Origin of the sequence: Rhodococcus oxybenzonivorans (genome assembly GCF_003130705.1) — a bacterium.
Lineage (GTDB): Bacteria > Actinomycetota > Actinomycetes > Mycobacteriales > Mycobacteriaceae > Rhodococcus_F > Rhodococcus_F oxybenzonivorans.
The window spans coordinates 2,709,769-2,729,919 of sequence record NZ_CP021354.1 but is presented as its reverse complement, the minus strand read 5'-3'; the positions used below and the strand labels follow the sequence as shown (position 1 = coordinate 2,729,919).

At 65.1% G+C, this 20,151-nt stretch carries 18 protein-coding genes and 1 tRNA gene; 9 read left to right on the top strand and 10 right to left on the bottom strand.

The annotated features are described in order from the left end of the window. Nucleotides 1–3 precede the first annotated feature (3 nt). Together CBI38_RS13030 and CBI38_RS13025 are read right to left on the bottom strand one after the other, a co-directional pair. Entirely contained in the window at nucleotides 4–933 is a 930-nt protein-coding gene (locus CBI38_RS13030) for an ABC transporter substrate-binding protein (RefSeq protein WP_109329407.1), read from the bottom strand. A 165-nt stretch (nucleotides 934–1,098) separates the two neighbouring features. After that, the gene (locus tag CBI38_RS13025) at nucleotides 1,099–2,196 is read right to left on the bottom strand and encodes an isocitrate/isopropylmalate dehydrogenase family protein (protein WP_109329406.1); all 1,098 of its coding nucleotides are present in this window, start codon (nucleotides 2,194–2,196) and stop codon (nucleotides 1,099–1,101) included. A gap of 19 nt (nucleotides 2,197–2,215) precedes the next feature. Between CBI38_RS13025 and CBI38_RS13020 the strand changes: the two genes are divergently transcribed. The 3 genes from CBI38_RS13020 (at nucleotide 2,216) to trxA (ending at nucleotide 4,388) form a co-directional block, all read left to right on the top strand. Continuing rightward, a complete protein-coding gene (locus CBI38_RS13020; RefSeq protein WP_109329405.1) occupies nucleotides 2,216–2,737 on the top strand; it encodes a 2'-5' RNA ligase family protein in 522 nt (173 codons plus the stop codon). Nucleotides 2,738–2,947: 210 nt separating this feature from the next. Then, nucleotides 2,948–3,946: a helix-turn-helix domain-containing protein gene (locus CBI38_RS13015; RefSeq protein ID WP_109329404.1), complete on the top strand. Its 999-nt coding sequence runs from the start codon at nucleotides 2,948–2,950 to the stop codon at nucleotides 3,944–3,946. Nucleotides 3,947–4,019: 73 nt separating this feature from the next. Next, entirely contained in the window at nucleotides 4,020–4,388 is a 369-nt protein-coding gene (gene trxA / locus CBI38_RS13010; RefSeq protein WP_109329403.1) for a thioredoxin, read from the top strand. A 63-nt stretch (nucleotides 4,389–4,451) separates the two neighbouring features. Here the strand turns inward: trxA and polA are convergent, their stop codons facing one another. Continuing rightward, nucleotides 4,452–7,196 carry a DNA polymerase I gene (gene polA / locus CBI38_RS13005; RefSeq protein WP_204164921.1) on the bottom strand — a complete coding sequence of 915 codons (2,745 nt, stop codon included), beginning with the start codon at nucleotides 7,194–7,196 and terminating at the stop codon, nucleotides 4,452–4,454. A gap of 226 nt (nucleotides 7,197–7,422) precedes the next feature. Here polA and CBI38_RS13000 point away from each other — a divergent pair, with 226 nt between their 5' ends. From CBI38_RS13000 to CBI38_RS12985, 4 genes are read left to right on the top strand one after another with little or no spacing between them, the layout of a single operon-like run. Beyond that, nucleotides 7,423–8,793, top strand: a complete 1,371-nt coding sequence (locus CBI38_RS13000; RefSeq protein WP_230990164.1) for a branched-chain amino acid ABC transporter permease — start codon at nucleotides 7,423–7,425, stop codon at nucleotides 8,791–8,793. A 4-nt stretch (nucleotides 8,794–8,797) separates the two neighbouring features. Next, nucleotides 8,798–9,787 (top strand): branched-chain amino acid ABC transporter permease, encoded by a 990-nt coding sequence (locus tag CBI38_RS12995; RefSeq protein WP_109329400.1) that lies wholly within the window; start codon nucleotides 8,798–8,800, stop codon nucleotides 9,785–9,787. After that, nucleotides 9,780–10,799, top strand: a complete 1,020-nt coding sequence (locus CBI38_RS12990; protein WP_109329399.1) for an ABC transporter ATP-binding protein — start codon at nucleotides 9,780–9,782, stop codon at nucleotides 10,797–10,799. The genes CBI38_RS12995 and CBI38_RS12990 overlap by 8 nt, the downstream gene beginning before the upstream one ends. After that, nucleotides 10,796–11,590, top strand: a complete 795-nt coding sequence (locus tag CBI38_RS12985) for an ABC transporter ATP-binding protein (RefSeq protein WP_109329398.1) — start codon at nucleotides 10,796–10,798, stop codon at nucleotides 11,588–11,590. The genes CBI38_RS12990 and CBI38_RS12985 overlap by 4 nt, the downstream gene beginning before the upstream one ends. A 79-nt stretch (nucleotides 11,591–11,669) precedes the next feature. Here the strand turns inward: CBI38_RS12985 and CBI38_RS12980 are convergent, their stop codons facing one another. Both CBI38_RS12980 and CBI38_RS12975 read right to left on the bottom strand, forming a co-directional pair. Beyond that, nucleotides 11,670–12,995, bottom strand: coding sequence for an ABC transporter substrate-binding protein (locus tag CBI38_RS12980; RefSeq protein WP_109329397.1), 1,326 nt, complete (start codon nucleotides 12,993–12,995; stop codon nucleotides 11,670–11,672). Between the two features lie 159 nt (nucleotides 12,996–13,154). Further along, on the bottom strand, nucleotides 13,155–13,781 hold the full coding sequence (locus CBI38_RS12975) for an ANTAR domain-containing response regulator (protein WP_109329396.1): 627 nt from the start codon (nucleotides 13,779–13,781) through the stop codon (nucleotides 13,155–13,157). A gap of 101 nt (nucleotides 13,782–13,882) precedes the next feature. Here CBI38_RS12975 and CBI38_RS12970 point away from each other — a divergent pair. Beyond that, nucleotides 13,883–13,956, top strand: a tRNA-Leu gene (locus tag CBI38_RS12970). Nucleotides 13,957–14,073: 117 nt separating this feature from the next. Here the strand turns inward: CBI38_RS12970 and CBI38_RS12965 are convergent. After that, complete coding sequence (locus CBI38_RS12965; protein WP_109329395.1) at nucleotides 14,074–14,886, bottom strand: DUF427 domain-containing protein; 813 nt, start codon at nucleotides 14,884–14,886, stop codon at nucleotides 14,074–14,076. 149 nt (nucleotides 14,887–15,035) lie between these two features. On the opposite strand from CBI38_RS12965, the gene CBI38_RS12960 reads away from it, so the two are divergent. Next, entirely contained in the window at nucleotides 15,036–15,539 is a 504-nt protein-coding gene (locus CBI38_RS12960) for an SRPBCC family protein (RefSeq protein WP_109329394.1), read from the top strand. A gap of 67 nt (nucleotides 15,540–15,606) precedes the next feature. Here CBI38_RS12960 and CBI38_RS12955 read toward each other — a convergent pair whose 3' ends face one another. The 4 genes from CBI38_RS12955 to pyk all read right to left on the bottom strand — a co-directional run bounded on the left by CBI38_RS12955 (nucleotide 15,607) and on the right by pyk (nucleotide 20,145). Beyond that, on the bottom strand, nucleotides 15,607–17,394 hold the full coding sequence (locus CBI38_RS12955; protein WP_109329393.1) for an ABC transporter ATP-binding protein/permease: 1,788 nt from the start codon (nucleotides 17,392–17,394) through the stop codon (nucleotides 15,607–15,609). Nucleotides 17,395–17,510: 116 nt separating this feature from the next. Beyond that, nucleotides 17,511–17,795, bottom strand: a complete 285-nt coding sequence (locus CBI38_RS12950) for a hypothetical protein (RefSeq protein WP_109329392.1) — start codon at nucleotides 17,793–17,795, stop codon at nucleotides 17,511–17,513. Between the two features lie 52 nt (nucleotides 17,796–17,847). Then, complete coding sequence (locus CBI38_RS12945; RefSeq protein WP_109329391.1) at nucleotides 17,848–18,726, bottom strand: acyl-CoA thioesterase; 879 nt, start codon at nucleotides 18,724–18,726, stop codon at nucleotides 17,848–17,850. Then, nucleotides 18,727–20,145 (bottom strand): pyruvate kinase, encoded by a 1,419-nt coding sequence (gene pyk / locus CBI38_RS12940; RefSeq protein ID WP_109329390.1) that lies wholly within the window; start codon nucleotides 20,143–20,145, stop codon nucleotides 18,727–18,729. Nucleotides 20,146–20,151: the final 6 nt, after the last annotated feature.

The window sequence follows — 20,151 nt, the reverse complement described above, 5'->3', positions numbered from 1 at the left end:
CGCTCAGCTCGTGGCGCCGTTGATGTGCGAAGTCGTGATGACGCCGGCCTGGACGCCCCAGTTCTCCGCGATCTTCTGATATGCGCCGTCGTCGATGAGGTGTTGCATGGCCTTCTGGAGAACGGGTCCGAGGGGCGATCCCTTGGCGACGGGCCAGCCGTAGGGCGCGGCGTCGAAGACCTCGCCTGCCGCCTCGATCCTGCCGTCGCTCTGCTTGATCGCGTAGGCGGTGACGGGCGAATCCGCGGACATGGCATCGACCTTGCCGAGGGCGACCGCGTTGGCGGCGTCGTCCTGGCTGTCGAACTTCACGATGTCGATCGCCGGCTTGCCGGCCGCCACACACGCGGCACTCTTGGCGGGTACTTCCTCGAGGTCCTCGATGGTGGTGGTTTGCACCCCGACCCGCAGACCGCACGCGTTGTTGGGATCGACATTCTTACCGACAGGCTGCGCCCACTGCACACCCGCGCTGAAGTACGTGACGAAATCGACGGACTGCTCGCGTTCCTTGGTGTCCGTGAACGAGGACATGCCCATGTCGTAACTGCCGGCCTGGATCGACGGGATGATCTTGTCGAAGTCGGCTTCGGTGTACTCCGGCGTGACCCCGAGTACCTTGCCGACGGCGTCGACGAGATCCACGTCGAAGCCGACGATCTTGCCGCTGGGATCCTTGAACTCGTTGGGCGAGTACGGGATGTTCACGCCGACCACGATCTTGCCCGACGACGCGATCTTCTCCGGCAACTCGGCCGCGATGGCATCCACCTTCTCGACTTCCACCGTGGCGGCGGCGTCCCCCGAAGGGGAACCGCCACCTTCGGTATTGCTGGCACAGCCGGCGAGGAGCAGCGCGCTGCTTCCCGCCAGTGCACAGATGGTTCGGGCCACGCGCCGACGCGTGAAGACGGATCGACCAGACACTGGCATGTCCTCCAGAAAAATCGTGATGCATCGAAAATCGTGTTGCACCGTACGAGCTACGGCGACGGAGAACTCGCGAACTCCGAATAGTCGAACGGTAGGTTACGGCACCCACATCTGCAGACGTCGTTACCGAACATTAACGGCCCGTGCCGTGCCGTGACCGCGCTTTCACCGACGCAGGGTACGGGCGAGGACGGTCTCGGTGAATTCGCTGGTCGACGCGAGTCCACCCAGGTCAGCGGTGGCCACTCCGGACGCGATCGTCGACCGGACGGCATCCCGGATCCGGGTCGCGGCACCGACCAGGTGCCGGTCGGCTCGGCGCTCGCCGAACAGGTCGAGCATCATCGCGGCAGACAGCATCAGCGCCGTGGGATTTGCCCGGTTGTGTCCCGCGATGTCCGGGGCCGCACCATGTGCCGCCTGCGCCATGACCTGGGTGTCGGAGCTGTTGATCGACGGCGCGGTGCCGAGTGAGCCGGACAGCTCGCCCGTGAGATCCGACAGGATGTCACCGAACATGTTCTCCGCCACGACGACATCGAAGTCGCGTCCGCGGCGCACCAGGTGGGCGGTCATCGCGTCGACGTGCTGGTCATCGATCTGAACATCCGGGTAGTGGCGCTCGCCCACGTCCCGGCAGACGTCGCGGAACAGTCCCGTCGTCAACGACAGGACGTTGGCCTTGTGCACGATCGTCACGTGGCGCCGCCGGGTCCGGGCGAGCGCGAACGCTGTGTGTGCAATGCGTTCACAGGCCCGCCTGGTGACGACGCCGACCGCGAGGGCCACATCGGGCGTGGGCATGAACTCGCCGCTGCCGGCGAACATATTTCGATCCGCATACAGGCCTTCGGTGTTCTCGCGAACGATCACCAGATCCATGTCCGGCACCATCGAGGCGACTCCCTCCAGCGAACGGGCCGGGCGAATGTTGGCGAACAGGTCGAATTTCTTGCGGATGACTCCTCCGGGGGTCAGCTGCCCTCGGAACGGTTCCGGATAGGCCGCGCTGTCGTGCGGACCGAGGATCCAGGCGTCGAGCTCCGCCAGGGCCGCCAGGGTGGAGTCCGGCAGCGGCGTGCCGTGGGAGTCGATCGCACCGAGCCCGAGGGGCAACGTCACCCAGTCGACGTCGGCCCCACCGGCGGCGGTGACGGCCGCGGTCACCACGCGCTGCGTTGCCGGAACGATCTCGTGACCGATGCCGTCACCGAGGATCACGCCGATGCGTTTATCCGAGTTGTTTGCCGTAGGACCGCCCATGAGGCCATCATTGCCTACCATGGTCCAGTCGGTGGAACTGCTGTTCGACGAGGCGACCGACGACGCCGTGCGCGCCGAGTGGAAACTCCTCTGGGACGCCGGTCTGCCGAGCAGGACTCGCGTTCGCGCACTGTCGAATCGGCCGCACGTCACACTGTTCGTCGCGCGCCATATCCCACCCGAGATCGACGAGCTCCTGGGGCGCCGTATCCCCACCCCGTCGTTCCATGTCCGTCTGGGTGGACTGGTCATGTTCGGCGGCAGGCACGTCACGTTGTCGCGTCTGGTGGTGCCGTCCAAGGCCCTGTTGTCGCTACACCGGTCGGTGTTCGATCTCGCCGAGCACGCCACCGAGGTGACGCCGCACATCCGTCCGGGTGAATGGACTCCCCACGTCACTCTGGCGCGGCGACTGCCCGCGGATCAGATCGCCGACGCCGTACGACTACTCGACGGCGGCGACATCATCGGCCGCGCCTCGGTGGTACGGCGATGGGACGGAGATGCCAAACGCGAGTGGACCGTGACGGCCCCGCCGTGACCGGACTCGCCCTCAAAACCGGAAATCGCCGTGCTGGGTGACGTCGTTGTGCGTGTCGGGCGTGCGGTCGGCGAGCGCCAAGGCAGCCAGTGCCAGGAACACGAGCAGAACCACAACCAGGATTGTCATGCCTCAAGCCTTGCGCCGGCAGCTTCCGAGAAGTAGTGGCAGAAATGCCATAGTTCGACTTATTTCTGCCATACTGGTGCGGTGTTGAAAAAGGTCGTAGTACCGCTCATGCCGCTTACCGAAGCCTTCGAACTCGGCGTCGCCTGCGAGGTGTTCGGATTCGACAGATCCGACGACGGACTTCCCACCTACGACTTCTCACTCGTCGCCGGCGTCTCCCAACCGATCCGCACACGATTCGGCTACGGCATCGACGTCCCGTACGACCTAGACCGGCTCGACGACGCAGACCTCATCATCGTCCCGGCGGGCGGAACCTACGCGGAAGCGGACGGGTCGTACGTCTGCGCGAAGGATCCCGATCCGTGCATGGACCCACTGCTGGACAAACTTCGTGCCGCCGTCGAGCGCGGAGCGAAGGTCGCGAGTCTGTGTAACGGCGCTTTCGTTCTCGGCGCCGCGGGACTTCTCGACGGCCGCCGCTGCACCACCCACTGGCGGCACGCCCAGCGGCTCGCGGCACTGCATCCCGGCGCCACCGTCGATCCCAATGTCCTCTACGTCGACGACGACCCCGTGCTGACGAGCGCGGGCACCGCGGCCGGCATCGATCTGTGCCTGCACATCGTGCGCAAGGAACAGGGCAGCAGGGTGGCCAACGGTATCGCTCGCCGCATGGTGGTCCCGCCGCACCGCGACGGCGGTCAGGCCCAGTACGTCGCGATGCCGTTGCCGTCGACGTCGATCGACACCCTCGGGCCGGTGCTGGACTGGATGACCGAACACCTCGCCCTCGACCTCTCGGTGACGGCCGTCGCGGCAAAGGCCAATATGTCGCCGCGTACCTTCGCGCGGCGATTCCAGGCCGAGACCGGCACCACCCCGGCGCGGTGGCTCAGCGATCAGCGCGTGCTGGCCGCACAACAGCTCCTCGAGAATTCCGATCTGTCGGTCGACGTCATCGCCGAACGGGTCGGCTTCGGCGGAGGCGCTGTGCTGCGTCAGCACTTCCTCCGCCTACGGCACACCACCCCACAGGCGTACCGGCGCACCTTCCGGAACACCGAGCGCGTCGGCTGAGGCGGTTGCGGGGAAGAATCGGCGACACTCCCGCGTTGTATTGGCACGACCGTTCCCGATCGAAAGGACCCTCGTGGCCACCAAGACCCTGACTCAACAGAATTTCGACGAGACCGTGACCGGCAACGATGTGGTCCTCGTCGACTTCTGGGCGTCCTGGTGCGGCCCCTGCCGCAGCTTCGCGCCCACCTTCGAGAAGTCCTCGGAGCAACACCCGGACGTGGTGCACGCGAAGGTCGACACCGAGGCCGAACAGGGAATCGCGGCGGCAGCGAACATCCGCTCGATCCCGACCATCATGGCGTTCCGGGAAGGCGTTCTCGTCTTCAACCAGCCGGGAGCTCTCCCGCCGGCGGCGCTCGAAGATCTGGTGACGCAGGTCAAGGCCCTCGACATGGACGAGGTACGCAAGCAGATCGCCGAGCAGACGCCGGCCGAATAACGCGAAGGACGTCGTCGCCCCGAATCCCTGTGAGCTGGGCCCCGAGTCGCTGTGAGGCTCAGCTCAGTGGGCGGCGGCGTCCCAACTGCGTCCGGTGCCGACCGACACGTCGAGCGGCACCGAGAGCTCGATGGCCGAAGACATGTTGTCGCGGACCAGTTGCTCCACCTGCTCGCGCTCCGTCTCGACCACCTCGAGTACCAGTTCGTCGTGGACTTGCAACAGCATCCGCGACTTCAGTCCCGCCTCGCGCAGTGAACGCTGAACATTGATCATCGCGACCTTGATGATGTCGGCTGCGGTGCCCTGAATCGGGGCGTTGAGCGCCGCCCGCTCCGCCACCTCACGCCGTTGACGGTTGTCGCTGGTGAGGTCGGGAAGGTAGCGGCGACGGCCGTACAGCGTCGACGTGAATCCGTCCTTGCGTGCCTGCTCGACTACCGCGTGCAGGTAGTCGCGGACCCCGCCGAATCGCGCGAAATATGCCTCCATCTGCGACTTCGCCTCTTCGGTCGAAATCTTCAGCTGAGCGGCGAGGCCGAAAGCGCTCAGCCCGTATGCCAAGCCGTACGACATCGCCTTGACGCGTCTGCGCAGCTCGGGGGTGACCTCCTCGATCGGCACGCCGAAGGCCCGTGCCCCGACAAAGCTGTGTAGGTCCTCCCCCGTGTTGAATGCCTCGATCAGTCCTTCGTCGCCGGAGACGTGGGCCATGATGCGCATTTCGATCTGGCTGTAGTCGGCCGTGAGCAGCGTGTCGAAGCCCTCACCGACCACGAACCCGTCCCGGATCTGTCGGCCGGCGTCGTTGCGTACAGGGATGTTCTGCAGGTTCGGCTCGGTGGACGACAACCGGCCGGTGGCCGCGACGGTCTGGTTGAAGGTGGTGTGGATGCGCCCGTCCTCGGCCACCGTTTTGAGCAGCCCGTCGACCGTGACCTTCAGCCGGGTGGCGTCGCGGTGAGCCAGCAGATGTTCGAGGAAGGGATGCGACGTCTTCTCGAAAAGGCTCTGCAGCGCCTCGGCGTCGGTCGTGTATCCCGTCTTGGTCTTTTTCGTTTTCGGCATCTCTAGTTCGTCGAACAGCACAACCTGCAGCTGCTTCGGCGATCCGAGATTGATCTGCTTGCCGATGACGCCGTAGGCAGCCTCCGCCGCCTGCGACACCTCGGCCGCGAAGCGGCTCTGCAGGTCGTTGAGGTGCTCGCAATCGACGGCGATGCCCGCGGCTTCGATATTTGCCAGTACTTCGAGCAGCGGAAGTTCCATCTCGGACAGCAGGGCGGTCGATTCGATGTCCGCGAGTTCGGTGTCGAGTGCCGCCGCCAGATCGAGTATGGCCCTGGCACTGAGAATTTCCGCTTCCGCGGCCTCGGCATCTACCTGGTCGGCGTCGTCGAGCAGTGAAAGCTGCTCCTGCCCGGTCTCTTCCACGCGCAGTTCCCGGCGCAGGTACCGCAGAGACAGGTCGTCCAGGTTGAAGGTGCGTTGACCTGGGCGGACCAGGTAGGCAGCCAGGGCGGTGTCACTGGTGAGCCCGCCGAGTACCCACCCGCGTCCGCGCAGAGCATGCATTGCCCATTTCGCCTCGTGCAAAGCTTTCGGCTGCTCCGCGTCGGCGAGCCAGGAGCCGAGTGCCTTTTCGTCCTCCGGCGTGGCGCCGACCGTGGTGATGTAGGCACCTTCCCCGTCTGCCGCGGCGATCGCGATGGCTGTCACGTCACCGCCGTACGGGGTACGGGTGCCGACGACGGACACACCGGAGCGCGCACCGCTCGACGCGTGTGCCGCCAGCCAGTCCGCGACGGCACCCGGTTCGAGCGCGCCGCCGCGGACCTCGAAGCCTTCCTCTGCTTCCGCCTCGACCGGCGCCAGCGTGGCGAACAGCCGATCCCGCAGCACCTTGAACTCGAGGTCGTCGAACAGCGCGTGAATCTTCTCGCGATCCCATTGGGCCAGAATCAGCTGGTCCGGGGTGTACGGCAGGGGCACATCCCGCACCATTTCGGTGAGTTCCCGGTTGAGCAGGACGTTGGGGAGGTTGGCGCGCAGCGCGTCACCGACCTTGCCGCGCACCTGATCGACGTTGTCGACGAGGCCCACCAGATCCCCGTACTCGCGGATCCACTTGGTGGCGGTCTTCTCGCCTACTCCGGGGATACCCGGCAGATTGTCACTCGGGTCGCCGCGGAGGGCAGCGAAGTCGGGGTACTGCGCCGGAGTGAGCCCGTACTTCTCCTCCACCGCGGCCGGGGTGAACCGGGTCAGATCCGACACACCCTTCTTCGGGTACAGCACCGTGACACCGTCGCTGACCAACTGGAGCGAATCGCGGTCACCGGTCACCACGAGGACGCGGTAACCGAGCGCCTCGGCCTGGGTGGTGAGGGTGGCGATGATGTCGTCCGCCTCGAACCCCTCCTCGGCCATCACCGGGATACCGAGAGCACCCAGGACGTCCTTGGTGATCTCGACCTGCCCCTTGAACTCGTCGGGAGCCTTGCTGCGGTTCGCTTTGTAGTCGGGGAACTTCTCGGCCCGGAACGTCTGCCGCGACACATCGAAGGCGGCGCCGACATGCGTGGGCTGTTCGTCCCGCAGCAGATTGATCAGCATCGACGTGAACCCGTAGACGGCGTTGGTGACCTGCCCGCTGTGAGTCTTGAAGTTTTCGGCGGGCAGGGCGTAGAACGCACGGAAGGCCAGCGAATGGCCGTCGAGCAGCATCAGGGTAGGGCGAGTCTCGTCCGGCGCGGCCGTGACGGACGCGAGGGACGTGGTGGACCGGGGTGTGGTTGCGGGGCTCACGGTTGCCCAGTCTAGGGAGCGGATCCGACACCGATCAGCCGGACGGTTCGAAACTCAACCGAAACGCGCCGGAAATCGTAGAACCCGATTTCGCGCGACTCGACCCGTTAGAGTCCGGAAATCGCAGCCCGGGCTGAAAGACGGGCCCGACGCTGCACGACCTGACCGAACTACACGTCCTCGGAGGACCTGCGTGGCCCCAACCGTGAGGAAGCGACTCCCAGCAGTGAGTGCGCGACCGATGTCCGTGAGGGAACGCACGAGACGGGGGCCGGTCACCCGGCAACTGCGCCGTGCGTTCGTCCTCCTCCTGCTCGGGTTCGTCGCGGCGATCGCGTTCGGCGGTTCCGCGGCAGCACAGCAACCCACCCCGACACCGGCGCCGCCGCCTGCCACCGGCCAACCTGCGCCCCCGGAGAATGCCGTTCCGGTCAGCGGCAATCTCAACAACGCCGGAGAGCGGCTCGCGGGTGTGACGGTGCGGGCGGTGGACGCCGACGGAACAGAGGTCGCCTCGACGGAGTCCGCGGAAACCGGGCGTTGGGAACTCCGGGTCGCGCCGGGCAGGTACACCTTCGAGATCGTCGCCGAGTCGCTCCCCGAGGGCGTCAGCGTGCAGGGAACCGTGGATCGTCAGGTGGTGGCCGGCCGCGCGAACACGGTCATCTTCTCCTTCGGTGAGGCCCGGACAGGTTCGGCGGTTCCGTTCTACGAGAAGCTGATCCGCCAGCTCATCGACGGCCTGAGGTTCGGCCTCGTGATCGCCATCGCCGGGGTCGGGCTGAGCCTGATCTACGGCACCACCGGCCTGACCAACTTCGCGCACGGTGAACTCGTCACGCTCGGCGCCGTCGCCGCCTGGGTCATCAACGTGTCGTTCGGGGTGCAGCTGATCCCGGCCACGATCCTGGCGATCATCGTCGGTGTCCTGATCGGCGTCGCCAACGACGCCGGGATCTGGCGACCCCTGCGGAAGCGCAAGACCGGACTGATCCCCCAGCTCGTGGTGTCGATCGGCCTCGCAATCGCCCTGCGGTACCTGATCCTCATCTTCTTCTCCGACCGCGCCGAACCCTTCGTCGACTACCAAGCCCAGGTGGAGAGGCATTGGGGTCCGATCGCCATCACCGACGCCAACCTCGTGTCCATCGGGATCAGCCTCGTCGTCCTCGTCGGCGTTGCCCTCCTGCTGCAGAAGACCCGCATCGGCAAGGCCATGCGTGCCGTCGCCGACAACCGCGACCTCGCTGCGTCCTCCGGCATCGACGTCGAACGAGTCATCCGGTTCGTCTGGGGGCTCGGCGGCGGACTCGCCGCACTCGGTGGCGTCCTGTTCGGCATCTCGGAACTCGGTGGCCGCGTGCAGTGGGAGATGGGTTTCAAACTCCTGTTGCTGATGTTCGCAGGTATCACCCTCGGCGGACTCGGCACCGCCTACGGCGCGCTGCTCGGCTGCGTGATCGTCGGCATGCTGGTACAGCTGTCGACCCTGGTGATCAACCCCGACCTCAAGTACATCGGAGGACTGCTCATCTTGATCGTCATCCTCGTCGTCCGGCCTCAGGGCATTCTCGGCAGCCGCCAAAGGATCGGGTGATCGTATGGACATTCCCGGAGCACTCCAGGTCTCACTCGCCCAGCTGATCGGCCCCTCGGCGATCTTCTACGCGCTGCTGGCAATCGGTCTCAACCTCCACTTCGGCTACGCCGGCCTGCTGAACTTCGGCCAGATCGGTTTCGCACTTCTCGGCGGATACGGCGTGGGCATCATGACCGTCACCTACGAGCAACCGCTCTGGCTCGGCATCCTGGTCGGTCTCGCCGCCGCCGGCCTCCTCGCTCTCGTTCTCGGCATTCCGACTCTGCGGTTGCGGGCCGACTATCTCGCCATCGTCACCATCGCGGCGTCCGAAATTCTGCGACTGATCTTCCGTTCCACCGCATCCGATTCCATCACCGGTTCGACCAACGGGCTGTTCGGCTTCGCCGACCCGTTCACCTCGCTCAGCCCCTTCGACTCCGGTAAGCAGTACAACTTCCTCGGCGTGAAGTTCTACGGCGACGACCTGTGGTCCATGGTGGTCGGCTGGACCCTCGTGCTGGTCCTCTGCGGGTTCGTGTACCTCCTCACCCACAGCCCGTGGGGTCGCGTACTCAAGGCGGTTCGCGAGGACGAGGACGCCGCCCGTTCGCTCGGCAAGAACGTCTTCGTCTACAAGATGCAGGCGCTCGTTCTCGGCGGCATGATCGGCGGGCTCGGTGGCGTGTTCAACGCGTTGCAGACCAAATCGATCAACCCCGACTTCTATTCCACCGCCCAGACCTTCTTCGCATTCGGCGCCCTCATTCTCGGCGGCGCGGCCACCGTCTTCGGACCCGTGATCGGCGCGATGCTGTTCTGGTTCCTGCTCGCCATCCCCGACGCGCTCTTGCGGCAGGCCATCTCCGGCCCCGAACCCCTGTTGCCGCTGACGGAACAGCAGGTCGGCGCGATGCGGTTCGTCCTGCTGGGAATCATGATCGCGGTCCTGATGGTGTTCCGCCCGCAGGGCATACTGGGCAACAAGCGGGAGGTGCAGCTCAATGCCTGACCACAGACTGCCCGACGATCAGCAGACCGTCACCACCCTCACGACCGAGGAGCGGGAGGCGATCTTCGCCGACGTCCCCCAGGTCCCCGGCGCGCCCAAGCCCGACCCGATTCTGGTGGTGGACAACGTGTCCCGCACCTTCGGCGGACTCAAGGCAGTCGACGTGGCGCACCTCGAGATCCAGCGTGGGTGCATCACCGGGCTGATCGGCCCCAACGGTGCGGGCAAGACCACCCTGTTCAACCTCCTCACCGGTTTCGATCGGCCCGACAGTGGCACCTGGTCGATGGACGGCCAGTCCCTCGGCCGGATGTATCCGCATCAGGTGGCGCGCAGAGGGGTGGTACGCACCTTCCAGCTCACGAAGGCGCTGTCGAAGCTGACGGTGCTGGACAACGTCCGTCTCGGCGCCACCGGCCAGCGCGGTGAACGCATGCTCACCAGCCTGTTGCCGTGGATGTGGAAGGCGCAGGAGAGGGACGTCACGGAGCGGGCCAATGAACTGCTCGCACGATTCAAGCTCGACACCAAGGCCGACGACCTCGCCGGCTCGCTGTCCGGTGGCCAGCGCAAGTTGCTGGAAATGGCGCGCGCGCTGATGACCGAGCCGACCGTGGTGATGCTCGACGAACCGATGGCGGGCGTGAATCCGGCCCTCACTCAGAGCTTGCTCGGGCACATCAAATCGCTGCGCGACGAAGGCATGACCGTCGTCTTCGTCGAACACGACATGGACGTGATCCGCGACATCAGCGACTGGGTGGTGGTCATGGCACAGGGCAGCGTCATCGCCGAATCCACACCCGCTCACCTTTCGTCGAACAACGCCGTAGTCGACGCCTATCTGGGTAGCCACCACGATCAGGCACTGGAGTTCGACGAGGAAGGAAACCCCGTCGGCGAGACTGCGGCGCTCGCCGAGGCGCTCGAGACTGCGGAGGCGCAGACCCTCGAGACCGGCGGCGACCTCTCCGAACCCGAGATTACCGAGCTGAGGCGTGAGAACCCATGACCGAATTGACCCCAGCGGAATTCGCGGCCACGCCCGAGGAGCACGCACGGCTCGCCGAGGGCGCTCTCGTCCGGGCCGACGGTGTGGTCGCGGGATACATTCCCGGCGTCAACATTCTGCGCGAATGTAACTTCTTCCTTCGCGAAGGCGAGATCGTCGGCATCATCGGCCCCAACGGCGCCGGTAAGTCGACACTGCTGAAGTCCTTGTTCGGACTCATTCCGGTCCGGCAGGGCTCGGTGACGCTACGTGGCGAGGACATCACGGCCAAGCCCGCGCACGTGCTCGTCCAGAAGGGTGTGGGCTACGTTCCGCAGACGCAGAACGTCTTCCCTTCGCTCACCATCGAGGAAAACCTCGAGATGGGAATGTATCTGCGCCCAAAGGCATTCGACGAGCGATTCGCCTTCGTGGGCGATCTTTTCCCGCTGCTGATCGAACGCAGGAAAGTGAAGGCCGGCGCCCTCTCCGGCGGTGAGCGGCAGATGGTGGCAATGGGCCGGGCGCTGATGATGGACCCGTCCGTACTGCTCCTCGACGAACCGTCCGCCGGACTCTCCCCGATGTTCCAGGACGAGGTGTTCATCCGCTGCAAGAAGATCAACGCCGCGGGCGTCTCGGTTATCATGGTGGAGCAGAACGCCCGTCGATGCCTCCAGATCTGCGACCGTGGCTACGTTCTGGACCAGGGCCGCAACGCCTACACCGACTCGGGACCCAACCTCATGCACGACCCCAAGGTGATCGAACTGTACCTGGGCACGCTGGCGGGCAGCCAAGAGAAGAAATAGTCCCCACACACGAACTGTGGGCCAGGGGTTTCCCTGGCCCACAGTTCGTTGAAACACAGTATGTTTCAGCTGGGAAGGATCACTCCCCCACGACGATGTATCCGTCCGTCGTCAGCTTGTTGTCGGCACCGAACTTCATCTTGCCGTACGAACCGATGGAGGGTTCGCCCGCATCACTGAAGTCGAGTTTGCCGGTGACGCCGTTGTAGTCGATGTCCGTTCCGGCCTGCACGAGCGGCAGGCACTCCTGGTAGGACGTGCACGGCGTGCCACCCTCGGTGACGTTGTTGATGTTGGCGGCGATGTCGCGGCCCGCCGTCGACTTCGCCGCCTCCGCAGCCAGCGCGGAGACCACGACGGCGTCGTAAGACTCACCGGCGTAGTTGAAGTCGATCAGCGCGCCGTTGATGCCCTTGAGGCGATCCTGGAACGCGGGACCGACGTCGGTGAGCGGAGTGGTGCCCTGCATCCCGTCGAGCAGCGGCGGCGCCACCGCCTCGCCGAGCGCGTTACCCATGTTGCCATCGACACCGTAGACCTTCATGCCGTCGGACGGGCCGATGCCCACCTCGTGCATACGTGTGATGATCTTGGCCGACTCCTCGAATCCCACTACTGCCACAGCATCCGGGGCGAAGTCCTTGACCTGATCGATCTCCGAGTTGAACGACTGCGCGTTGGGGTCGTAGATGATCTTCTGAATCTGATCTTCCGGAATGCCGGCGTCGGCGAGGTTCTTCACGATGTTGTCGGCGAGCCCGGTGCCGTAGGGATCGTTCAGTGCGAGGACGGACACCCGCTGGCCGCCGTCGTCCGAGATGAGCTGCGACACAGCCTGAGCCTGCAACACGTCCGTGGGGGCCGTACGGAAGTACTGCCCCTTGTCGGCGTAGCAGACGAACTGGTCGGACGTGTTCGCCGGCGAGAACATCACGACACCCGCGCTGGCCACCTTGTCGATGACCTTGAGCGACACCGAAGACGACGCCGCACCGACGATCACCTGTGTGCCCGCTGCCAATTCGCGGTCGACCGTGGAGTTGGCCGTATCCGTGGTGGTGTCGCCCGAGTCGCCGGGAATCAACTGCACGGGCTGACCGAGCACTCCGCCGGCGGCGTTGACGTCGTTGACACCGAGCTGGGTGCCCGCCACCATCGGCGGTCCGAGGAAGGAGAGGCTACCGGTGTCGGGCAGCAGGGTGCCGATCTTCAGTGGCGCCGTGGACGGTGTCGTTCCGGCCGTCGCCTCTTCGGGGGTGCAGTCGGTGGTCACCGTGGTGGCCGAGGCGGCGGCACCGTCGCCTCCGCTCGCGGACTCGTCGCCACTGTCCGAACTGCAACCTGCGAGTGCGAGGCTCGCCGCGCCGAGAACCGCGGCCGCCCGCACGAGGGTCCGTTTAGCCATCCAAAGTCTCCTTAGATCACCTGTGTACGGACGCCACCCGAGTTGGCGTCCGCTGTGGGATCAGACGCTAGCTGTCCGGCGGCATTCGCGACCCTCGGCGAACGGCTCGTGACCTTACTGTGACCTTGATGCGGTCAGTGTTTACGCGGCCGTAAAGGGTTACTGGGGCTTCTCGCCGCCGAGGGTCTCCAGGACCACCTGGGCCACCGCTTTCATGGTCGAACGGCGATCCATCGCCGCCCGCTGAATCCACCGGAACGCTTCGGGTTCCGTAAGTGACTGCTTGTCCATCAGCACGCCCTTGGCGCGCTCGACGACCTTGCGCGTCTCGAGCCGTTCGGACAGGTCGGAGATCTCCCGCTCCAGTGCGGTCACCTCCTTGAACCGGCTGGCTGCCAACTCCACGGCGGGCACCAAGTCGGCGACGGAGAACGGTTTGACCAGATACGCCATCGCGCCGGCGTCACGGGCCCGTTCGACCAAGTCTCGCTGACTGAACGCTGTGAGAATAACCACGGGGGCAATACGTTTCGCGGCGATCTCGGACGCCGCATCGATGCCGTCACGCCTCGGCATCTTCACATCCATGATGACGAGGTCGGGTTTCAGCTCGACCGCCAGATCGACCGCAGTCTGCCCGTCACCGGCCTCACCGACCACGTCGTAACCCTCTTCACGCAGCATCTCGACGAGGTCCAGCCTGATCAGCGCCTCGTCTTCGGCCACCACGACCCGTCGCGGCGGGGTCGGCACGCCTTGCGGCTGCGGAGCGTTCATGGTCACCATTCTCCTCTGCTCGGACGACCCCGAAGCCGGGGAGCGAACGGTTAGAGGGTACCGGTGGTTGACTCCCGACGACGATCTTCTACAGTGGTACAGCGCAACACGCCCTCGTATCCCAATTGGCAGAGGAAACGGATTCAAAACCCGTCCAGTGTGAGTTCGAGTCTCACCGAGGGCACTGCCGGACAGTCGCATCAAGTGCAGGTCAGGGTCATCCCTGACCTGCATTTCGCGCAATGTACTGCTATCGGACCGTCCGCACCACTGCCTGCGGGCTGCGTATCGCCGCGGACGGTTACGACCACGGGGTGACGGGTCTGATCTGTGCCTTGCCGTCGAGGACGACGTCGACACGTTCCTGATAGAAGCACACCATCCCCGCGATCTGGGCTAGTTCGAGCGGGGGTTGTTCGTAACTCCACGCGATGTCGACGCCCTTGTCACCGCCTCCCACGAGCGACCAATGTGACGCGTGGCCTTTGTACGCACAGACAGTCGCCGTCGGACTCGGTTCGAGCGCCGCGACGACGTCGGCGCGGGGCAGGTAGTAGCGCGCAGGGAGCACGAATTCGAAGAGGATCAGCGCGCGGGAAGACTCTGCGACGAGTCGGCCGTCGAGTTCGATGCGGATGGACGTCGAACTCCGCCGCACATCGATTCGGGAAAACGGGTCGTGGGGGTGCCCGAAGATCGGTTCGTCCTCCTCGAGCCAGTCGAAGCCGTCGAAGTCGAGGATGACCATCGAGTCGAGTTCGGCCGGCCGGAACGCCTGCCCGGTGGCGGCACCGGCAGTGACCGTCATCGGCGTCCCTGCGGTCGTGTGGAACCCGAAGGCCGTCCGCGGGTCGATGACCGGTGGGCCGCCCTCTTCCAGTGATACCGGCAGCTCCGAGGCGGCATCGTCGGACGCCTCCGCCAGGGTGCCCGTCACGTCGGAGATCGGCACCGCATAGGACGGGACGACGCGTCGTGGCTCCCACACCAGCACGGCGTCACGCGTGTCGACGACCGTGGCGCCGCCGAGACGCGCACGCACACGCTTGGGAGTCGGCTGGTATCGGAGCTCCTGCCGAGCCTGCATCAAGTGGTCGATCATTCTGACGGCCATCCGCTGTACCTCCTTGTCGGCCCTGCGTACGCGCGAAGAGAACTGAGCCGCAGGTAGTGGCGGCTTTGTTGTGCCGGAACCCTGTGGTTCGGCGCGTGCCTGCCAGTACCATGGTGGCACGGTTCCGCCCTCGAGCACGGAGGTCACCCATGGATCTCGGCACCGTCAACTTCACGTACGACGGGCGCGTAGCTCTTCGATTCCAGCAAGCGTTGTCGCATTCGCCGGAGAAGGTGTGGCGGGTACTGACGGACCCCCAGTATTTGAAAGTCTGGTTCCCTGCCGACGTCGACTTCGACCTCACCCCCGGCGCGGAACTGGTGTTTCGCGTAACCCCGGAGCAGGTCCGCCGATTCGGATTACCCGAAGACCACATGACCACCGGCACGGTCATTTCGGTGCACCCGGGCCACATCCTCGAGTATCTGTGGGACGCGGAGACCCTGCATTGGGAGCTGAGTCCCGACGGGAGCGGCGGTTGCTGGTTGACGCTCACGCATACGGTGGAAGAGGAAGACTCTGCCTACGCACACGCCGCGGGCTGGCACGCCGGCCTCGAGGTCGTGGAGGCGCAACTCGACGGCCGCGAGGTGGACTGGTCACCATGGGATCGGGCCGACGAACTCGCATCGGCCTACCGCAAGGCCAACTGACAGTCCGCCCGGGTGCCGCCGAGACACCCGGGCGGAGCCGTTCGACCCAGCACCCGGGCGAGGCCGCTCAACCCACGAGCGAAGTTTCGGTCCACCGGCCCTCGCCTTCCAGTTCCACTCCGAGCGAGTGGAATTGGTTGAGCGTGCTGCGGTGCCCGACGCTGACCACGATGCTGTCCGGCAATTCGGACCGCAGGACCGTGTAGAGCGTGTGCTCGAGCCCCTCGTCGATCGCCGAGGTGGCCTCGTCGAGGAAGATGACGGCCGGCCGCGCGGTCAGGACCCGCGCGAAAGCCAGCCGCTGCTGCTCCCCCGGGGACAGGATGCGGGTCCAGTCGGCTGTCTCGTCGAGTCGGTCGCCGAGATTGCCCAGCGACACCTTCGACAGCGCCTCACGGAGAGTGCCGTCCGCCGCTGTCGGTTCGCTGGGGTACGCCAGCGCTGTCCGGAGCGAACCGAGCGGCAGATACGGCCGCTGGGACAGGAAGATGGCATCCCCGGATGGTCGCGACACCGTGCCGTCCGCGTAGGGCCACAGATCGGCGAGGGTCCGGAGCAGCGTCGTCTTGCCGGAACCGGACGGACCCTTGACCAACAGCGACTGACCGGGGCCGACGGTGAGATCGAGACCCTCGATGAGCGTCGCTCCGGACGGAGTGCGCACGTCGAGCTTGTCGACGTCGAGTTCGTTCCCGGACTTGCCCGTCTTCAAGATCGGGAGTGCGGCGGCGTGCATGTTGTCGTTGGCCAGACCATTGAGTCGGATGAGGGTGGCGCGGAAACTCGCGAAGTCGTCGTACGACTCGCGGAAGAAGGACAGTGAGTCGTGCACCTGTGAGAACGCCGTCGATGTCTGCATGACGTCACCGAGTGAGACCTGACCGCTGAACAGCCGCGGCCCCTGAATCAGGAAGGGGAAGATGACCGCTGTCTGGTTCACCGAGAGGTTCCAGCCATTGAATTTGAGAGTCCGGAAGACGATGTGCCACATGTTGCGGATGACGTGCGCGAACCTGCCTGCCAGCGTTCGCCGCTCGACGTTCTCGCCGCGATAGAACGCGATACTCTCGCCGTACTCACGGACCCGGATCAGTGCGTAGCGGAAGTTCGCATTGAGCTTCTCGTTGAGGAAGTTCAGCCTGATGAGCGGCTTACCGATCCAGAACGCCACCAGCGTGGTGACGAGAACGTAGACGAAGACGAGGAAGATCATCGCCCGCGGAATCTCGGTGCCGAAGATGGTCATCGGACCGGACAGGTCCCACAGGATTCCGGTGAACGACACGATCGATAGCACCGCGGTGACCGCGCCCATGGACAGCACCCGGGCCGTGGTCACGAAGTTGGTGATGTCGGCCTGGATCCGCTGATCGGGGTTGTCGATCGCGTCGTCGAGGAAGCGGTCGCGGTAGTAGGCGCGACTGTCGAGCCAGTCGTCCGTGAGGTGGTGGGTGAGCCAGACACGCCAATCGATGTCGAGGGTCTGGCCGATGAGGAACTCGATCAGGGCGCGTACGACGTGGATGGCCGCGAGGAACGCGAACACCCGCAGAAAGTGCCAGAACGCGGTCTCGTCGAGGTTCTGGATCGAGTCGTAGAAGTCGTTGGACCAATAGGAGAACAGTACGTTCATCCGCACGGCGAACACGGTGAACAACAGTAGGACCGCGAGGATCACCAGCGGCTTGGGACTACGCCGCGGATCGAAATACGCCGCCGCGAAACGCCAGAACTGCCTGCCCCATTTGGTGAATCGAGCGAGCAGCACGATGACGACGACAAAGACGACGGCAGTCATCACGTAGGCCTTCAACAGCCATACCGTGCTGTCCCACACCACGTTGTTCCAGTCCACGACCCAGGTCCCCGATCACGAGATGAAGCTCAGGAGAAAAGATGGCGAAGTCTAACCCTGGTTCGGCGTGATCGGCGAGAGAAACGTGAACGACACGTCCGTCGTCGCCCGGAAAGCTACCCGTCTTGTGCAGGTTCCTGCTTTTCTTCGGTGTCCGGATCTCGGTCTCGATACTCTTCCTTGAGGTTGCCCTCGTCGTCGACATAGTCGTCGAAGGCGGTGCCGGAGACCGTGCCCCCGGACCCGGGGAGCACGACCGTCTCCCGGGCGCCCGGATCGTACCGAGCGTCGATTTCCTCTGCCTTCTTCTTGGCCTTCTCGATCGCTTCGTCGTCGGGACGGGGCACTTCGCCCTCGGTCTGCTCGCCGGTGTTCTTCTGCTCGGTGTCGTCTGCGCTCATGGTGCACGTCCGTTCCGTCGGAGATCCGGAATCGACGATACGCCCCGAACGGTCACTTCCTGGGCGGGAAATGACGAATCAGCCCCTCCTGCACGACCGTGGCGAGCAGTTCGCCTTCGAGCGAGAAGAAGCGCCCGGTCGCGAGGCCTCGCGAACCGGCGGCCACCGGCGACTCAGTGGCGTAGAGCGCCCAGTCGTCGAACCGGAACGGGCGATGAAACCACATCGAATGATTGACCGTGGCGGCCACGATCCGGTCGAGGCCCCACGACAACCCGTGCGTGGTGATGATGGAATCGAGAACCGTGGTGTCCGACGAGTAACCCATGACGGCGACGTGGATCAGCGGATCGTCCGGAAGATTGCCGTCCGCCCTCATCCACACCCGGTTGTGGGTGAGCTTTTCCCCCGTACCCTTCATGATCCAGGAGGGGTCGTTCGCATACCGCATGTCGATCGGCTTCAGGGCGTTGACGAACATCTTCAGCCGGTCCTCGTAACCGAGAAAATGATCACCCAGGGGCGGAAGTGTCTCCGGGAACGGAACATCGGGAACCGCGACCGCGTGTTCGAGTCCCTGGCCCCAGTCCTGGAACGCCGCAAGCATCACGAACAGTTCCTGACCGTTTTGCAGGGCGGTGACCTGCCGGTTGGCGAAGGCTCTGCCGTCGCGATGACGATCGACGCGATACTCGATCGGTTCTTTCACGTCACCACCGCGAATGAAATGGGCGTTGACCGCGTGCACCGCCCGTTCACCGGAGACGGTGCGGCCGGCGGCGACCAGAGCCTGCGAGATCAACTGGCCGCCGAACGTCCGACTGCCCACCTGCGCGGGATGCCGACCTCGATAGGTGTCCTCCCCGATCTTCTCCAGATCGAGGAGTTCGAGAAGAGTCTCGAGATCGGTCTTCGCCGCGACTTCGCTCACCTAGTGGTCCTCTTCACCGATTCTGTGGACGTGGATCAGGTTGGTCGATCCTACGGTGCCGGGCGGCGAACCTGCCACGATGATGACCAGTTCACCCTTCTGGTAACGGCCGAGGCCCAGGAGTGCGTGGTCGACCTGACGGACCATCGCGTCGGTGCTCTCGACGGGATCGACGAGGAACGTCTCCGTGCCCCAGGTCAACGAGAGCTGGCTGCGCACCTCCGGAAGCGGGGTGAACGCGAGCAACGGCAGCGGGGTGTGCAAGCGAGCGAGTCGCCGCACCGTGTCGCCGGACTGGGTGAAGGCAACGAGCGCCTTCGCGTCGAGTCGCTCACCGATGTCGCGGGCGGCGTAGGAGATGACGCCCCGCTTGGTGCGCGGCACGTGGGTCAGCGGAGGCACCCGGGTCGATTCACCCTCCACGGCCTCGACGATGCGGGCCATGGTGCGCACGGTCTCCATCACGTACTTGCCCACCGAGGTTTCCCCGGAGAGCATGACCGCGTCGGCACCGTCGAGAACCGCGTTGGCCACGTCGGACGCCTCGGCGCGCGTGGGGCGCGAGTTCTCGATCATCGACTCGAGCATCTGCGTGGCAACGATGACCGGCTTCGCGTTCTCGCGGGCGATCTGGATGGCCCGCTTCTGCACGAGCGGGACCTGTTCGAGCGGAAGTTCCACGCCCAGGTCACCACGCGCGACCATGACCGCGTCGAACGCGAGGACGACGGCCTCGAGGTTGTCGATGGCCTCCGGCTTCTCGAGCTTCGCGATGACCGGGATGCGGCGACCGACGCGATCCATGACCGCGTGCACCAACTCCACGTCGGCAGGTGAACGCACGAACGAGAGGGCGATGAAATCGACACCGAGGTTCAGGGCGAACTCGAGGTCGGCGATGTCCTTCTCCGACAGCGCGGGCACCGACACGTTCATCCCCGGCAGGGACACACCCTTGTTGTTACTGACCGGGCCACCCTCGGTGACTCGGCACACCACGTCGTTGCCCTCGACGCCGGTGACGACGAGACCGACCTTGCCGTCGTCGACGAGCAGCCGGTCACCCGCCTTGGCGTCCTCCGCGAGCTGCTTGTACGTGGTCGACACCCGGTCGTGCGTGCCGACGACCTCGTCCACGGTGATCCGGACGAGCTCACCGTTGGCCCAGGTCGTGCGCTCTTCGGCGAACCGGCCGAGCCGAATCTTGGGCCCCTGGAGGTCGGCGAGGACTCCGACCGCCTTTCCCGTCACATCCGATGCGGCTCGGACGCGGTTGTAATTTTCCTCGTGGTCGGAGTGTTCCCCGTGGCTGAAGTTCAGCCGGGCCACATCCATACCGCTTTCGACGAGTTCGCGAATACGGTCACCGGTGGCGGTAGCAGGTCCAAGAGTGCATACGATCTTCGTCCGTCGGTTCACGGCCTG

Bases quoted from the DNA above. Each gene is read 5' to 3' on its own strand.
- CBI38_RS12950 (WP_109329392.1), bottom strand. From the start codon at position 17,795: ATGAGCGCAGACGACACCGAGCAGAAGAACACCGGCGAGCAGACCGAG.
- CBI38_RS13030 (WP_109329407.1), bottom strand. From the start codon at position 933: ATGCCAGTGTCTGGTCGATCCGTCTTCACGCGTCGGCGCGTGGCCCGA.
- CBI38_RS12980 (WP_109329397.1), bottom strand. From the start codon at position 12,995: ATGGCTAAACGGACCCTCGTGCGGGCGGCCGCGGTTCTCGGCGCGGCG.
- CBI38_RS12965 (WP_109329395.1), bottom strand. From the start codon at position 14,886: ATGGCCGTCAGAATGATCGACCACTTGATGCAGGCTCGGCAGGAGCTC.
- CBI38_RS12985 (WP_109329398.1), top strand. From the start codon at position 10,796: ATGACCGAATTGACCCCAGCGGAATTCGCGGCCACGCCCGAGGAGCAC.
- CBI38_RS13025 (WP_109329406.1), bottom strand. From the start codon at position 2,196: ATGGGCGGTCCTACGGCAAACAACTCGGATAAACGCATCGGCGTGATC.
- CBI38_RS13020 (WP_109329405.1), top strand. From the start codon at position 2,216: ATGGTCCAGTCGGTGGAACTGCTGTTCGACGAGGCGACCGACGACGCC.
- CBI38_RS12960 (WP_109329394.1), top strand. From the start codon at position 15,036: ATGGATCTCGGCACCGTCAACTTCACGTACGACGGGCGCGTAGCTCTT.
- CBI38_RS12990 (WP_109329399.1), top strand. From the start codon at position 9,780: ATGCCTGACCACAGACTGCCCGACGATCAGCAGACCGTCACCACCCTC.
- CBI38_RS12975 (WP_109329396.1), bottom strand. From the start codon at position 13,781: ATGGTGACCATGAACGCTCCGCAGCCGCAAGGCGTGCCGACCCCGCCG.
- CBI38_RS12995 (WP_109329400.1), top strand. From the start codon at position 8,798: ATGGACATTCCCGGAGCACTCCAGGTCTCACTCGCCCAGCTGATCGGC.